22 protein-coding genes are annotated in these 14,182 nt (G+C 61.8%); 2 read left to right on the top strand and 20 right to left on the bottom strand.

What is annotated here, in order from left to right; translation table 11 throughout:
* Nucleotides 1-164: 164 nt before the first annotated feature.
* A complete protein-coding gene (locus LGM89_RS33435; protein ID WP_089493946.1) occupies nt 165-818 on the bottom strand; it encodes a c-type cytochrome in 654 nt (217 codons plus the stop codon).
* Between the two features lie 214 nt (nt 819-1,032).
* On the opposite strand from LGM89_RS33435, the gene yihA reads away from it, so the two are divergent.
* Nucleotides 1,033-1,692, top strand: a complete 660-nt coding sequence (gene yihA, locus LGM89_RS33430; protein WP_089444802.1) for a ribosome biogenesis GTP-binding protein YihA/YsxC — start codon at nt 1,033-1,035, stop codon at nt 1,690-1,692.
* 252 nt (nt 1,693-1,944) lie between these two features.
* A complete protein-coding gene (gene hemB / locus LGM89_RS33425; RefSeq protein WP_089424302.1) occupies nt 1,945-2,943 on the top strand; it encodes a porphobilinogen synthase in 999 nt (332 codons plus the stop codon).
* 151 nt (nt 2,944-3,094) lie between these two features.
* Here the strand turns inward: hemB and dsbD are convergent, their stop codons facing one another.
* From dsbD to rplX, 19 genes are all read right to left on the bottom strand, one after another.
* Nucleotides 3,095-4,951: a protein-disulfide reductase DsbD gene (gene dsbD / locus LGM89_RS33420; protein ID WP_226275290.1), complete on the bottom strand. Its 1,857-nt coding sequence runs from the start codon at nt 4,949-4,951 to the stop codon at nt 3,095-3,097.
* A complete protein-coding gene (gene cutA, locus LGM89_RS33415; RefSeq protein ID WP_226208120.1) occupies nt 4,944-5,270 on the bottom strand; it encodes a divalent-cation tolerance protein CutA in 327 nt (108 codons plus the stop codon). The genes dsbD and cutA overlap by 8 nt, the downstream gene beginning before the upstream one ends.
* Before the next feature lie 202 nt (nt 5,271-5,472).
* Nucleotides 5,473-5,868, bottom strand: coding sequence for a 50S ribosomal protein L17 (gene rplQ / locus LGM89_RS33410; RefSeq protein WP_006477175.1), 396 nt, complete (start codon nt 5,866-5,868; stop codon nt 5,473-5,475).
* 138 nt (nt 5,869-6,006) lie between these two features.
* A complete protein-coding gene (locus LGM89_RS33405; protein ID WP_006477176.1) occupies nt 6,007-6,984 on the bottom strand; it encodes a DNA-directed RNA polymerase subunit alpha in 978 nt (325 codons plus the stop codon).
* A 124-nt stretch (nt 6,985-7,108) separates the two neighbouring features.
* Nucleotides 7,109-7,732: a 30S ribosomal protein S4 gene (gene rpsD / locus LGM89_RS33400; RefSeq protein ID WP_021161733.1), complete on the bottom strand. Its 624-nt coding sequence runs from the start codon at nt 7,730-7,732 to the stop codon at nt 7,109-7,111.
* Nucleotides 7,733-7,886: 154 nt separating this feature from the next.
* Nucleotides 7,887-8,288, bottom strand: coding sequence for a 30S ribosomal protein S11 (gene rpsK / locus LGM89_RS33395; protein WP_004197937.1), 402 nt, complete (start codon nt 8,286-8,288; stop codon nt 7,887-7,889).
* A 28-nt stretch (nt 8,289-8,316) separates the two neighbouring features.
* Nucleotides 8,317-8,682 (bottom strand): 30S ribosomal protein S13, encoded by a 366-nt coding sequence (rpsM, locus tag LGM89_RS33390; protein WP_006477178.1) that lies wholly within the window; start codon nt 8,680-8,682, stop codon nt 8,317-8,319.
* 38 nt (nt 8,683-8,720) lie between these two features.
* On the bottom strand, nt 8,721-8,837 hold the full coding sequence (gene rpmJ, locus LGM89_RS33385) for a 50S ribosomal protein L36 (RefSeq protein ID WP_004199844.1): 117 nt from the start codon (nt 8,835-8,837) through the stop codon (nt 8,721-8,723).
* Nucleotides 8,838-8,857: 20 nt separating this feature from the next.
* The gene (gene infA / locus LGM89_RS33380) at nt 8,858-9,076 is read right to left on the bottom strand and encodes a translation initiation factor IF-1 (protein WP_004521905.1); all 219 of its coding nucleotides are present in this window, start codon (nt 9,074-9,076) and stop codon (nt 8,858-8,860) included.
* 7 nt (nt 9,077-9,083) lie between these two features.
* Nucleotides 9,084-10,433 (bottom strand): preprotein translocase subunit SecY, encoded by a 1,350-nt coding sequence (secY, locus tag LGM89_RS33375; RefSeq protein WP_006482915.1) that lies wholly within the window; start codon nt 10,431-10,433, stop codon nt 9,084-9,086.
* Between the two features lie 42 nt (nt 10,434-10,475).
* Nucleotides 10,476-10,910, bottom strand: a complete 435-nt coding sequence (gene rplO / locus LGM89_RS33370) for a 50S ribosomal protein L15 (protein ID WP_006482880.1) — start codon at nt 10,908-10,910, stop codon at nt 10,476-10,478.
* A 26-nt stretch (nt 10,911-10,936) separates the two neighbouring features.
* Nucleotides 10,937-11,119 carry a 50S ribosomal protein L30 gene (gene rpmD / locus LGM89_RS33365; RefSeq protein ID WP_006400644.1) on the bottom strand — a complete coding sequence of 61 codons (183 nt, stop codon included), beginning with the start codon at nt 11,117-11,119 and terminating at the stop codon, nt 10,937-10,939.
* 15 nt (nt 11,120-11,134) lie between these two features.
* Complete coding sequence (rpsE, locus tag LGM89_RS33360) at nt 11,135-11,653, bottom strand: 30S ribosomal protein S5 (RefSeq protein WP_006482895.1); 519 nt, start codon at nt 11,651-11,653, stop codon at nt 11,135-11,137.
* 14 nt (nt 11,654-11,667) lie between these two features.
* Nucleotides 11,668-12,033, bottom strand: a complete 366-nt coding sequence (rplR, locus tag LGM89_RS33355; RefSeq protein WP_006477183.1) for a 50S ribosomal protein L18 — start codon at nt 12,031-12,033, stop codon at nt 11,668-11,670.
* Nucleotides 12,034-12,045: 12 nt separating this feature from the next.
* Nucleotides 12,046-12,576, bottom strand: coding sequence for a 50S ribosomal protein L6 (gene rplF, locus LGM89_RS33350; protein ID WP_006758786.1), 531 nt, complete (start codon nt 12,574-12,576; stop codon nt 12,046-12,048).
* Between the two features lie 18 nt (nt 12,577-12,594).
* Entirely contained in the window at nt 12,595-12,990 is a 396-nt protein-coding gene (rpsH, locus tag LGM89_RS33345; protein WP_011350677.1) for a 30S ribosomal protein S8, read from the bottom strand.
* Between the two features lie 14 nt (nt 12,991-13,004).
* Entirely contained in the window at nt 13,005-13,310 is a 306-nt protein-coding gene (rpsN, locus tag LGM89_RS33340; RefSeq protein WP_011350676.1) for a 30S ribosomal protein S14, read from the bottom strand.
* Nucleotides 13,311-13,317: 7 nt separating this feature from the next.
* Nucleotides 13,318-13,857 (bottom strand): 50S ribosomal protein L5, encoded by a 540-nt coding sequence (gene rplE, locus LGM89_RS33335; RefSeq protein WP_006477186.1) that lies wholly within the window; start codon nt 13,855-13,857, stop codon nt 13,318-13,320.
* A gap of 16 nt (nt 13,858-13,873) precedes the next feature.
* Nucleotides 13,874-14,182 (bottom strand): 50S ribosomal protein L24, encoded by a 309-nt coding sequence (gene rplX / locus LGM89_RS33330; RefSeq protein WP_006477187.1) that lies wholly within the window; start codon nt 14,180-14,182, stop codon nt 13,874-13,876.

The following is a 14,182-nucleotide window of genomic DNA, read 5'->3' as shown; positions in this document are numbered from 1 at the left end:
CTTTGATTATTGCCCCCGAAGGGGCGGCCAGCACGCTCGTGACGGCCGGCGCGCTGACAAAAAAGAAGGGCGAGGCAACCGCAACGATGCGGCGCCCCACCCTTTTCTTGTTCTGACTCCGGCCGCCCTTCGGGCGCCCGGTCATTCCGTTCGCGGCTGACCGCTCAACGCAGGCCCGCGATGTAATCCGCGACGGCCTTGATCTCGTTGTCCGACAGCCTCGTGGCGATCTGATGCATCGCCTCGTTGTTGTTGCGCGCGCCGGCACCCTGCTGGAACGCGGTCAACTGCGCGACCGTGTAATCGGCCCATTGCCCCGACAGACGCGGGTACTGAACCGGGATCCCTTGCCCTGTCGGCCCGTGGCAGCTCGCGCAGGCGGGTACGCCCTTTTCCGCGATGCCGCCGCGATAGATCTTCTGGCCGATCGGCACGGTTGCCGCATCGCGTGCGGTGCCGAGCTTCGTCGTCTGCGACCCGTAGTACGCCGCGACGTTGCGCATGTCGTCCGCGCTCAGCGCACTCGCGAATCCGACCATCACCGCGTTGGTACGCACCGGCCCCTTCGCGCCCGGCTGCGTCTTGAAGTCGTTCAACTGCTTGACCAGATATTCGGGATGCTGGCCGGCGAGCTTCGGGAAACTGCCCGACGCGCTATTGCCGTCGGCGCCGTGACACGACGCGCAGACTTGCCCGGCAATCGCCTTGCCACGGTCGAGATCCGGCTTTGCCGCATCCGCCGCGTTTGCCTCCGCTACCAAACCTACGAACCCTGCTGCAACCTGAAGCACCATCAGAGACTTGCACAGTCGATTCATTCGCACACCCTGTTTCGTCTTGTGGGAATTTGAGGTTCTGCAAAAAACGACGGCGTTCAGTCTACCGCAGAAGCTACATAAAAGCGCGAGGCAGGCGCCCGGTAGCCATCGGTAAAACCGCCGTATTGTACAATATCGTGTTGAAAGCTCCGGCGCCTATCGGGGCTACCCCGCCTCCACCAAGCGGCTCGCGCCGCCCGTCCTTCCGGTTCCCATGGCCTTTCTGCTCCATCAAGCCCGCTTCTACACGACCGTCAACCATCTGCGCGACCTGCCGCCGACGGTCCAGCCGGAAATCGCGTTCGCGGGCCGCTCGAATGCCGGCAAGTCGACGGCGATCAACGTGCTGTGCAACCAGAAGCGGCTCGCCTTCGCGTCGAAGACGCCCGGCCGCACGCAGCATATCAACTACTTCTCCGTCGGCCCGGCCGCCGAACCCGTCGCAAACCTCGTCGACCTGCCCGGCTACGGCTACGCGGAAGTGCCCGGCGCCGCCAAGGCGCATTGGGAAATGCTGCTGTCGTCCTACCTCGCGACCCGCTCGCAGCTCTGCGGCCTGATCCTGATGATGGATTCGCGCCGTCCGCTGACCGATCTCGACCGCCGCATGATCGAGTGGTTCGTGCCGACCGGCAAGCCGATCCACACGCTGCTGACGAAGTGCGACAAATTGACGCGGCAGGAAAGCATCAACGCGCTGCGGACCACGCAAAAGGGGCTCGATGCGTATCGTGACCAGGGCGTTCAGGGCAAGCTGACGGTCCAGCTGTTCTCGGCGATGAAGCGCATTGGGCTCGACGAGGCGCACGAATTGATCGAAAGCTGGGTGCGGCCGTCCGTCGCCGACGAAAAAAGCGAGCCTGTAGCACAATGATCGGGCAACGCGCGGCCGGGATCGGCGGCGCGCACCTGACGGCGCCTGCGGTTTCGGCCGGCTCATAAAAAAACCCGCCGTTGAACGGCGGGTCAAACAGCCTAATCGAAAAACGACAGGCACCCGCTCAGGGAGGAGAAGCGGGGAGCTGCACGCGACGCGTGCCGCTCGATCGCTATCATATACCAACGCTCCCGAAAATGACCTAAGGGTTCCGTAAGGTCTTACTGCCCTGATTTCTACCCAATCGCCATGAGCTTCCATCCGCTTCATCGTCCGCGCCGGATGCGCCGCGACGACTTCTCCCGGCGCCTGATGCGCGAAAACCGCCTGACCACCGACGACCTGATCTATCCGGTGTTCGTCGTCGAAGGCACCAACGAACGGCAGCCGGTGCCGTCGATGCCCGGCGTCGAACGCGTGTCCGTCGATCTGCTGATGCAGGTCGCCGAGCAGTGCGTCGAACTCGGCGTGCCCGTGCTGTCGCTGTTCCCGGCCATCGAGCCGTCGGTGAAAACGCCTGACGGTCGCGAGGCAGCCAATCCGGAAGGCCTGATCCCGCGCGCGGTGCGCGAGCTGAAGAAGCGCTTCCCCGAACTCGGCGTGCTGACCGACGTCGCACTCGATCCGTACACGAGCCACGGCCAGGACGGCGTGCTCGACGAAAACGGCTACGTGATCAACGACGACACGATCGAAATCCTGATTGATCAGGCGCGCGCGCAGGCGGAAGCCGGCGTCGACATCGTCGCGCCGTCGGACATGATGGACGGCCGCATCGGCGCGATCCGCGAAATGCTGGAAAGCGACGGTCATATCCACACGCGGATCATGGCCTATTCGGCCAAGTTCGCGTCGGCGTTCTACGGCCCGTTCCGTGACGCGGTCGGCTCGGCGTCCAATCTGGGCAAGGGCAACAAGATGACCTACCAGATGGATCCGGCGAACAGCGACGAAGCGCTGCGCGAAGTGCGCCTGGACATCGACGAAGGCGCCGACATGGTGATGGTCAAGCCCGGCATGCCGTACCTCGACATCGTGCGCCGCGTGAAGGACGAGTTCCGCTTCCCGACCTACGTGTACCAGGTGAGCGGTGAATACGCGATGCTGAAGGCCGCCGCGATGAACGGCTGGCTCGATCACGACAAGGTCGTGCTGGAATCGCTGCTCGCGTTCAAGCGTGCGGGCGCCGACGGCGTGCTCACGTACTTCGCGCTCGACGCCGCGCGTCTGCTGAAAGCACAGCGCTAAGCGCCTGCCGGCAGGTGGAAAGAAAAACGGCGGGACACTTCGGTGTCCCGCCGTTTTTTTGTTTGCTGTCGATCGCGGCCGTATGCCTCGATCGTCAATTCATGCCACGAAAGCGCGCCGGTTGGCACCAGCGCGCCCGCGACGCGCATGGTCATACCGTCGGGACCGCAGCCCGGTCGAGGCTGCGCAGGAACGTCTCGGCCGCCTGATAGCCGACCACGCGCCCGATCTCGTTGCCGCTTCGATCGAAGAAGATGATGCCCGGCGGGCCGAACAGGTTGAAGCGCTTCAGCAGCGCCTGGTCATCCGGGTTGTTCGCGGTGACGTCCGCGCGCACCAGGTGAAGCTGCGCGAGTCGCGCCTGCACGCGCGCGTCGGTAAACGTCAGATGCTCCATCTCCTTGCAGCTCACGCACCAGTCGGCGTAGAAGTCGAGCATCACGGGCTGGCCCGCCGTCTTCAGCAGCGTGTCGAGCTCGCCGCTCGAGCGCACCGATGCGAACGCGGGACCGTCCTGAGCAACGGCCGCGCCTGCTGCCGCCGTACCGCCCGACGCAACCGTGCGTGCCGCCAGCACCGCCAGCGGCTTGACCGGATCGGTCGAGCCCGCGGCCAAGCCGACGAGCAGCGTGGCCGCCCAGATCGCGAGCGCAGCGCCCAAGCCACGGCCAAGGCGACGCCAGATCGACGTGGCGCCAGCATTCGGCGTGAACAGCCCAAGCGCCGCGGCCGCGATCAGCAGCCACAACGCAGCGAGCACCATCTTCAGGCCACCGGCCAGCACCGGCCACACGATCCACAGCGCGGCTGCGAGCAGCACGATGCCGAAGAACACCTTCACGCCGTCCATCCAAGCGCCGGCGCGCGGCAGTACCGTCCCGGCCCCGACACCGACGACCAGCAGCGGCACGCCCAGCCCCAGCCCCATCGCGAACAATGCAGCGCCGCCGAGCAGCGCATTGCCCGTGTGCGCGATGAAGGCGAGCACCGCGAACAGCGGTGCCGTCATGCATGCGCCGACAACCAGTGCGGACAGCGCGCCCATCGCCGCGACCGCGACGAAATGACCGCCCTGGCGCGCGCTCGATGCCTCGGCCGCGCCGTTCTGCCAGCGTGCGGGCAGCGCGATGTCCTTGCCCGAGATCAGCGAGACGGCAAACGCGGTCAACAGCACGCCGAACGCGCCGAGCACCCACGGGTTCTGCAGCCACGCGCCGAGGCTCTGGCCCACCAGCGCCGCGGCGATGCCGAGCACCGTGTAGACCAGCGCCATGCCGACCACATAGGTCAGCGACAACGCGAAGCCGCGCGCATGCGTCGCGCGTGTGCCTTGTCCGATGATGATCGCCGACACGATCGGAATCATCGGATACGAACACGGCAGGAGGCTCAGCACGACGCCCGCGACGAAATACAGTCCGACGATCGTGAAGAAGCCATGCCCTTCGAGCAGCGACTGCGCGAAATCGGCGCTCGTGACCTTGTCGAACCAGCTGCCCGCGGCAACCGCATCGGCGGACGACGGCGACGACGAGGCGGCGCCCAGCGCGGCGCCATCGACCTTCACGACGTGCTCGGCCGGCGGATAGCAGATGCCCTCGTCCGCGCACCCCTGCGACGTCACCGCGAGCTCGAACGGACCTGACGCCTGCTTGACGGGCACATGCACGACGACTTCGTCACGGTAGGTCTCGACGTCCTTCTGGAACGTCTGGTCGAACTTCACGTGGCCGGCCGGAAATTGCGGATCGCCGAGCGTCGCCTGCCCGCTCTTCACCGCGAACGCAAACCGCTCGCGGTACAGGTAATAGCCGTTGGCGACCTTGAAGTGGACGTCCACCTGCCCCGGCGATTCACTCGCACTGAACTTGAACGCAACTGACGGATCGAGGAAATCGTCGGCCGCGCGCGCGACCGACAGGCTGCCGAGCACGAGCATGAACGACAACAGGACTGCGAGGAATCGCAGCGCGCGCACGCGCACGGGAAGCGCCATACCGTTAAACATGAAATAGACGTTGAGTTTCGCTCGTCACCCACTGGCCGTACGCGGCCGATGCCGTCGTCTGCCACGAGACGATTTCGGGCGTCTCGTAAGGATGATGCGCGAGAATAAATCGCTCCAGTTCGAGCGCCCGCACAGGGCTCGTCTTGAACAGCAACTGGATCTCGTCGGCCGTTTCGACCTTGCCCTGCCAGTGGTAGCGCGACTTGATCGCGCCGAGCTCCGACACGCACGCGGCAAGCCGCCCATCGAGCGCACCGTCGGAAAGCGTCTTGGCGGTCTCGGCATCGGGCACCGTCGTCAGCATCAGCACCACTATCATCCGCGCCCTCCTGGCTGGTCTATCGGCTCCTGCCGACGCGAATTGCCCACCTGGAGCGCGCGCCGGCTGCCCCGTATCGTAGCGCAGCCCGCGCAACGCTGCCGGCACCGCCCTGCGACAATCGATCGCAGCCGGCGCCGGAAAAACAAAAAGGGCCAAGCAATTGCTCGGCCCCTTTCAGATACTGCTGCGTACCGGAAGCTTACTCAGCTTCTTGCACGTTTTCCGTTTCGTCGACTTCCGGACGATCGAGCAGCTCGACCAGTGCCATCGGCGCGTTGTCGCCCACGCGGAAGCCGAACTTCAGCACGCGCAGGTAGCCGCCCGGACGGTTCGCGAAACGCGGACCGAGCACGTCGAACAGCTTCGCCACCGAGTCACGATCGCGCAGGCGGTTGAACGCCAGGCGACGGTTTGCCAGCGACGGCTTCTTGCCGAGCGTAATCAGCGGCTCGACGACTTTACGGAGTTCCTTCGCCTTCGGCAGCGTCGTCTTGATGACTTCGTGCTCGATCAGCGAGTTGGACATGTTACGGAGCATAGCCAGACGGTGGCTGCTCGTGCGGTTCAGTTTCCGCAGACCATGACGATGGCGCATTTCAGTTTCCTTGATTCAAAGTTTTGATCCAGCTCTTCTATCGCACCTCGATGGGTGCACGGGCCGGTAACGAAAAAAAGCAAGATGCGGATTTTAAAGGAAAATCCGCATCTTTGCCAACTACAGCAACAACCAGGCTTACTTGTCGAGACCAGCCGGCGGCCAGTTTTCGAGCTTCATGCCCAGCGTGAGACCGCGCGAAGCGAGTACTTCCTTGATCTCGTTGAGCGACTTGCGACCGAGGTTCGGCGTCTTCAGCAGCTCGTTTTCCGTGCGCTGGATCAGGTCGCCGATGTAGTAGATGTTCTCGGCCTTCAGGCAGTTCGCCGAACGAACCGTCAGCTCGAGATCGTCCACCGGACGCAGCAGGATCGGGTCGATCTGCGGTGCACGCGACGGCGCTTCGGCTGCCGTTTCCGTGCCTTCCAGCGCCGCGAACACGGACAGCTGGTCGACCAGGATGCGGGCCGATTGACGGATCGCTTCTTCCGGCGTGATCACACCGCTCGTCTCGATGTTCATCACGAGCTTGTCGAGGTCGGTACGCTGCTCGACACGTGCGCTTTCGACAGCGTAGCTCACGCGGCGAACCGGCGAGAACGATGCGTCGAGGACGATGCGGCCGATGATCTTGGCCGTGTCTTCGCCGTAGCGACGAACGTTGCCGGGCACATAGCCGCGACCCTTTTCGATCTTGATCTGAACGTCGAGCTTGCCGCCCTTCGACAGGTGCGCAATCACGTGATTCGGGTTGATGACTTCGCAGTCGTGAGCCAGCTCGATATCGCCGGCCGTGACAACGCCTTCACCTTCCTTGCGCAGCGTAACCGTCACTTCGTCACGGTTATGCAGCTTGAACACCACGCCCTTCAGGTTCAGCAGCAGGTTGACGACGTCTTCCTGCACGCCATCCAGCGTCGAGTACTCGTGCACCACGCCCGCGATCGTCACTTCGGTCGGCGCGTAGCCAACCATCGACGACAGCAGCACGCGGCGAAGCGCATTGCCCAAGGTGTGGCCGTAACCGCGTTCGAACGGTTCCATGACCACCCTCGCGTGGTTCTCGCCCAGCGATTCCACGGCGATGATCTTGGGTTTCAGCAAACTGGTTTGCATGGGCTTTCCTTTTCAATACCCTCGGCTCGTTACACCGATAAGGCTGACCGGTAACAACCAGAAAATAAACAGCCGAGGCCCCTCCTTGCGCAACGCAATCGGGGTACCTCGGCCGTCAATCGGATTAACGCGAATACAATTCGACGATCAGGCTTTCGTTGATGTCGCCTGCGATTTCAGCGCGTTCCGGCATTTGCTTGAACGTGCCTTCGAACTTCTTCGCATCGACTGCAACCCAGCTCGGCATGCCGCCTTGCTCGGCCAGCGACAGCGCTTCGACGATACGCGCCTGCTTCTTCGCCTTTTCGCGGATCGCGACGATGTCACCTGCCTTCACTTGCTGCGACGGGACGTTCGCAACGACGCCGTTCACGGTGATCGACTTGTGGCTCACCAGCTGACGCGCTTCAGCGCGGGTCGAGCCGAAGCCCATGCGATACACGACGTTGTCGAGACGCGACTCGAGCAGTTGCAGCAGGTTTTCACCCGTGTTGCCCTTGCGGCGGTCGGCTTCAGCGAAGTAGCGGCGGAACTGACGCTCCAGCACGCCGTAGATACGCTTGACCTTCTGCTTTTCGCGCAGCTGCGTACCGTAGTCGGACGTACGTGCGCCCGAGGTACGGCCGTGCTGACCCGGCTTGCTGTCGAGCTTGCACTTGTCGGCGAGCGAGCGGCGTGCGCTCTTCAGGAACAGGTCGGTGCCTTCACGGCGGGACAGCTTGGCCTTCGGGCCGATATAACGTGCCACTTTGCATTCCTCTATCAATCAGTCACGCAGATCTGAATCCGCGCTAGTTCGCGCCCTTTGGGGCGAACGGTGGGCTTAGTCAATCAAAAAAGCAACGCCCGTCGACGCTAAGCGGCGACAGGCAATGTGCTAGCACGAACGTGCCAGCACACCTTTAGATACGACGACGCTTCGGCGGACGGCAGCCGTTGTGCGGAATCGGGGTGACGTCCGAAATCGCGGTGATCTTGATGCCGAGGCCGTGCAGTGCGCGCACTGCCGACTCGCGACCCGGGCCCGGGCCCTTGATCCGCACTTCCAGATTCTTCACGCCGTATTCCATCGCGACGCGGCCAGCCGACTCGGCTGCGACCTGGGCAGCGAACGGCGTCGATTTGCGCGAGCCCTTGAAGCCCTGACCGCCCGACGTCGCCCATGCCAGTGCGTTGCCTTGGCGATCGGTGATCGTGATGATCGTGTTGTTGAACGACGCGTGAACGTGAACCACGCCTTCAGCGACGTTCTTCTTAACCTTCTTGCGAACGCGTTGCGCCGCGGTGTTCGAAGCCTTAGCCATTACGTTTTCCTGTAACTGTCAGTTCCGCTTACTTCTTCAGCGCTTGCGCTGCACGACGCGGACCCTTGCGAGTACGTGCGTTCGTACGCGTACGCTGACCGCGCATCGGCAGGCCCTTGCGATGACGAACACCACGGTAGCAACCGAGGTCCATCAGGCGCTTGATGTTCATCGTCACTTCACGGCGCAGATCGCCTTCGACGACAAACTTGCCCACTTCTTCACGCAGCTTTTCCAAGTCTGCGTCGGTCAAGTCCTTGACCTTCTTCGAAAAATCGACGCCAGCTGCCACGCAGATGCTGCGCGAACGGGTGCGGCCGACACCAAAGATTGCCGTCAGGCCGATCTCGGTGTGCTGGTGATTCGGGATGTTAACCCCTGCGATACGAGCCATTGTTTTTCCTCAAACAAAAAGCGCAAACAAACGCGCGGTCAGCCTTGGCGCTGCTTGTGGCGCGGATCCGAGCTGCAGATCACGCGAACGACGCCTTTGCGCTTGATGATCTTGCAATTGCGGCAAATGCGCTTAACCGATGCCATCACTTTCATGATAATACCCTTTTTTCAAATCACTTCGCCCGGAACACGATCCGCGCACGAGACAGATCGTAAGGCGTCAATTCAACCGTCACCTTGTCGCCCGGCAGGATGCGGATGTAGTGCATCCGCATCTTTCCGGAAATATGCCCCAACACGACATGGCCGTTTTCCAGCTTCACACGGAAGGTCGCATTCGGGAGGTTTTCGATCACCTCACCCTGCATCTGGATTACATCGTCTTTGGCCATAGTCCTTTCAACGCATCGGGATGTTGCCGCCCTTGAAGTTCGCCTTCTTGAGCAGTGACTCATACTGTTGCGACATAACGTACGACTGCACCTGCGCCATAAAGTCCATCGTGACGACGACAATGATCAGCAGCGACGTTCCACCAAAATAAAACGGCACGTTCCAGCGCAGCACCAGAAACTCTGGCAGCAGACACACGAAGACGATGTAGATCGCACCGGCCAGCGTCAGACGCGTGAGGATGCGGTCGATATATCGTGCGGTCTGATCGCCCGGGCGGATGCCCGGAACAAACGCGCCACTCTTCTTCAGGTTGTCTGCGGTTTCCCTGCTGTTGAACACCAGTGCGGTGTAGAAGAAGCAGAAAAACACGATCGCCAGCGTGTACAGCAGCACATAGACCGGCTGGCCCGGCTTCAGCGCTTCCGCAACGTTATGCAACGTATTGGAAATCCAGCTTCCCGTCGGCTGACCGGTACTGAACCAGCCGAGAATCGTTGCCGGGAACAGAATGATCGACGATGCGAAGATCGGCGGAATCACACCCGACATGTTCAGCTTCAGCGGCAGATGCGACGACTGCCCACCGTAGATCTTGTTGCCGACCTGGCGCTTCGCGTAGTTCACGAGGATCTTGCGCTGACCGCGTTCGATGAACACGACCAGGTAAGTCACCGCGGCAATCAGGACGACGATGATGATCGCCGAAATGATGCTCATCGAACCCGTACGCACCAGCTCGAACAACCCACCGACGGCATTCGGGAACCCTGCTGCGATCCCGCCGAAGATGATGATCGAGATACCGTTGCCCAGACCACGCTCGGTAATCTGCTCGCCGAGCCACATCAGGAACATCGTACCGGTAACCAGCGTCACGACCGTCGTCAGACGGAACAGCATGCCGGGGTCAGTAACGAGGCCCGGCTGGTTTTCCAGCGCAGCCGCGATACCGAACGCCTGGAAGGTCGCGAGCACCACGGTGAAATACCGCGTGTACTGCGTGATCTTCCGTTGCCCTGCCTGCCCTTCCTTCTTCAGCGCCTCGAGCTGCGGCGAGACAATCGCCAGCAACTGCATGATGATCGACGCCGAGATGTACGGCATGATCCCCAGCGCAAAGATCGTGAAGCGGGAAAGCGCGCCACCCGAGAACATGTTGAACATGCCCAGGATGCCGCCCGCCTGGCTCTGGAACAGCTTAGCCAGTTGATCCGGATCGATGCCCGGCACGGGAATGTGCGCGCCGATGCGATAGACGATCAGCGCCAGGAGCAAGAACATTGCTCGCCGGCGCAGATCGCCGAATTTCGCCGTGCTTCGACCGGGTTTTGCAAGACTCGGGCTGTTAGCCAAGTACCTTCTCCGATGAATGCAAGTGACGACGCGCTACGCGTGTCACTCGGCGAACGAACCGCCAGCCGCTTCGATCGCAGCGCGCGCACCCTTGGTGGCACCGAGACCCTTCACGACGATCTTGCGCTTCAGTTCGCCCGTCGCGATGATCTTTGCGCTCTTCGTCAGCTCGCCGACCAGGCCGGCTTGCTTCAGTGCGAGCAGATCGATCTCATCGACCGGCAGCTTCTCGAGGTCGCCCAGGCGCACTTCACCGACGAATTCCTTCGTCAGCGACGTGAAGCCGCGCTTCGGCAGACGACGTTGCAGCGGCATCTGACCGCCTTCGAAACCGACTTTGTGGAAGCCGCCCGAACGCGATTTCTGACCCTTGTGACCACGGCCAGCCGTCTTGCCGAGGCCCGAACCGATGCCACGGCCGACGCGACGCTTGGCGTGCTTGGCGCCAGCTGCCGGCTTCAGGTTATTCAATTCCATATCAACTCCTTGATCCGTAGGGCCGCTTACGCGATGACCTTAACGAGGTACGAGACCTTGTTGATCATGCCGCGGACCGCCGGCGTGTCCTGAAGCTCGCTGACCGAGTTGAGTCGGCGCAGGCCCAGGCCACGCACGGTCGCGCGGTGCGATTCGCGGGTCCCGATCAGGCTCTTAACGAGCTGAACCTTGACAGTTTTTTCAGACATGGTGACCACCCGGGCTTAGCCCAAAATTTCTTCGACGGACTTGCCGCGCTTCGCCGCGATGTCTGCCGGGGTGGACTGCTTGCGCAGACCGTCCAGCGTGGCGCGAACGAGGTTGTACGGGTTCGTCGAACCGTGGCTCTTTGCCACAACGTTCTGAACGCCCATCACGTCGAACACTGCGCGCATCGGGCCGCCGGCGATCACGCCCGTACCTGCCTTCGCCGGAGCGAGGAGGACAGCGGATGCGCCATGCTTGCCGTGCACTTCGTGTTGCAGCGTGCCGTTCTTGAGCGGCACCTTGAACATGTTGCGGCGAGCTTGTTCCATTGCCTTCTGGACAGCGACCGGCACTTCCTTCGCCTTGCCCTTGCCCATACCGATGCGGCCATCACCGTCGCCAACCACGGTCAGTGCGGCGAAGCCGAGAATACGGCCACCCTTCACGACCTTGGTCACGCGATTGACCGAAATCATCTTTTCGCGAAGGCCGTCGTCGCGCTCGTCAGCCTGAACTTTCGCTTGCATCTTTGCCATGACGAATTCCTTCCTTAGAACTTGAGCCCAGCTTCGCGAGCTGCCTCAGCCAGCGCCTTGACGCGGCCGTGGTAGCGGAAGCCCGAGCGGTCGAAGGCGACGGATTCGATGCCGGCAGCCTTTGCCTTTTCGGCAATACGCTTGCCGATCAGCGTCGCGGCATTGACGTTGCCGCCCTTGCCCGACTTGTCGGCCAGTTCTGCGCGCACTTCTGCTTCGAGCGTCGACGCGCTGGCGAGCACCTTGGTGCCGCACGGCGAGAACACTTGAGCGTAGATGTGCGTGTTCGTGCGATGCACGGCGAGACGCGCGACCTGCAGCTCAGCGATCTTGATACGCGTCTGGCGAGCGCGGCGCAGGCGAGATTGAGTCTTATCCATGATTGCGCACCCTTACTTCTTCTTCGTTTCTTTGAGGATCACAACCTCGTCGGAATAGCGCACGCCCTTGCCCTTGTAGGGTTCCGGCGGACGGTAACCGCGGACTTCCGCAGCCACTTGACCGACTTGTTGCTTGTTGATCCCCTTGATCACGATTTCGGTTTGCGTCGGGGTTTCTGCCTTGACGCCTTCCGGCATCTGGTGCACCACCGGGTGCGAGAAACCCAGCGACAGGTTCAGCTTGTCGCCTTGCGCTTGCGCACGATAACCGACGCCAACCAGCGTCAGCTTGCGCTCGAAACCCTTGGTCACGCCGTGCACGGCATTCGCGATAATCGCGCGCATCGTGCCCGACAGTGCATTTGCTTCGCGGCTTTCGTCCACCGGCGACAGGTTCAGCGTGCCGTCGTTGTTCGCCACGTTCACGAGCGGATTGATCGCTTGCGTGATGGTGCCCAGCGGGCCCTTGACGGTGATCGCACCGTCGGCCAGCTTGACTTCCGCGCCTTGCAGCGCGATCGGGCTCTTACCTACTCGAGACATGTTTCTCTCTCCTCGGCTTTAAGCGACGTAGCAGATGACTTCGCCGCCGACGCCGGTAGCGCGCGCCTTGCGGTCGGTCATCACGCCCTTCGGCGTCGACACGATTGCCACACCGAGGCCATTCATGACCTGCGGGATGTCGTTACGGCCGCGGTACACGCGCAGGCCAGGCTTCGACACGCGTTCGATGCGTTCGATGACCGGACGGCCGGCGTAGTACTTCAGCGCGATATTCAGTTCGGACTTCGCACCTTCCGCCTTCACGGCGAAATCGTCGATATAGCCTTCGTCTTTCAGGACTTGCGCGATTGCAACCTTGACTTTCGACGAGGGCATCGACACCGATACCTTCTCGACCATCTGCCCGTTGCGGATGCGAGTCAGCATATCGGCGATAGGATCACTCATGCTCATTTACGTTTCTCCTATTACCAGCTCGCCTTGGTCAGGCCAGGAATCTCGCCACGGAATGCGATTTCACGAATCTTGTTACGCGCGAGGCCGAATTTACGGAACGTGCCACGCGGACGGCCCGTGATCGCGCAGCGGTTACGCTGGCGGGTCGGGTTTGCGTTGCGGGGCAGTTGCTGCAGCTCAAGGCGTGCTTCGTAGCGCTCTTCTTCCGACTTGCTTTGGTCTTCGACGATCGCCTTCAGCGCATCGCGCTTTGCTGCGAACTTCGCGACCAGGCGGGCGCGCTTCTTTTCACGTTCGATCAGTGCCAGTTTAGCCACGGTAACCTCAGTTTCTGAACGGGAACTTGAAGCTGGCGAGCAGAGCCTTTGCTTCGTCGTCGGTCTTCGCAGTCGTCGTGATGCTGATGTTCAGCCCACGCAGTGCGTCGATCTTGTCGTAGTCGATTTCGGGGAAAATGATCTGCTCTTTCACACCGATGTTGTAGTTGCCACGGCCATCGAAAGCACGACCCGACACGCCGCGGAAGTCACGCACGCGGGGCAGGGCAACCGTCACGAAACGGTCGAGGAATTCGTACATCGCTTGGCCACGCAGCGTCACCATCGCGCCGATCGGGTAGCCCTGGCGGATCTTGAAGCCTGCGATTGCCTTGCGTGCCTTGGTCACGACCGGCTTCTGACCAGCGATCTTCGTGAGGTCGCCAACGGCGTTCTCGATGATCTTCTTGTCAGCGATCGCTTCGCCAAGACCCATGTTCAGCGTGATCTTGGTGATGCGCGGCACTTCCATGACCGACTTGTAACCGAACTTCTCGATCAGGCCGGGCACAACCTTTTCTTTGTAAAACTCTTGAAAACGAGCCATTTTTTACTCCGCTGCGTCAGGCGCTCAGTACAGCACCGGTCGTCTTCAGGAAGCGAACCTTCTTGCCTTCCTCGACCTTGATGCCAACACGCGACGCCTTGCCATTCGCGTCGACCAGTGCGACGTTCGAAATATGCAGGGGCATCGTCTTCGCTTCCACGCCGCCCGTCGTACCCTTCATCGGGTTCGGCTTCACATGCTTCTTGACGAGGTTGATACCTTCAACCGTCACATGCTCTGCACCGACAGCCAGCACGACGCCGCGCTTGCCCTTGTCCTTGCCAGTGACGACGATGACTTCGTCACCTTTGCGAATCTTGTTCAT

It is taken from the genome of Burkholderia sp. AU31624 (genome assembly GCF_020420065.1).
Taxonomy (GTDB): Bacteria; Pseudomonadota; Gammaproteobacteria; order Burkholderiales; family Burkholderiaceae; genus Burkholderia.
This window is presented reverse-complemented; position numbering and strand designations above follow the sequence as displayed.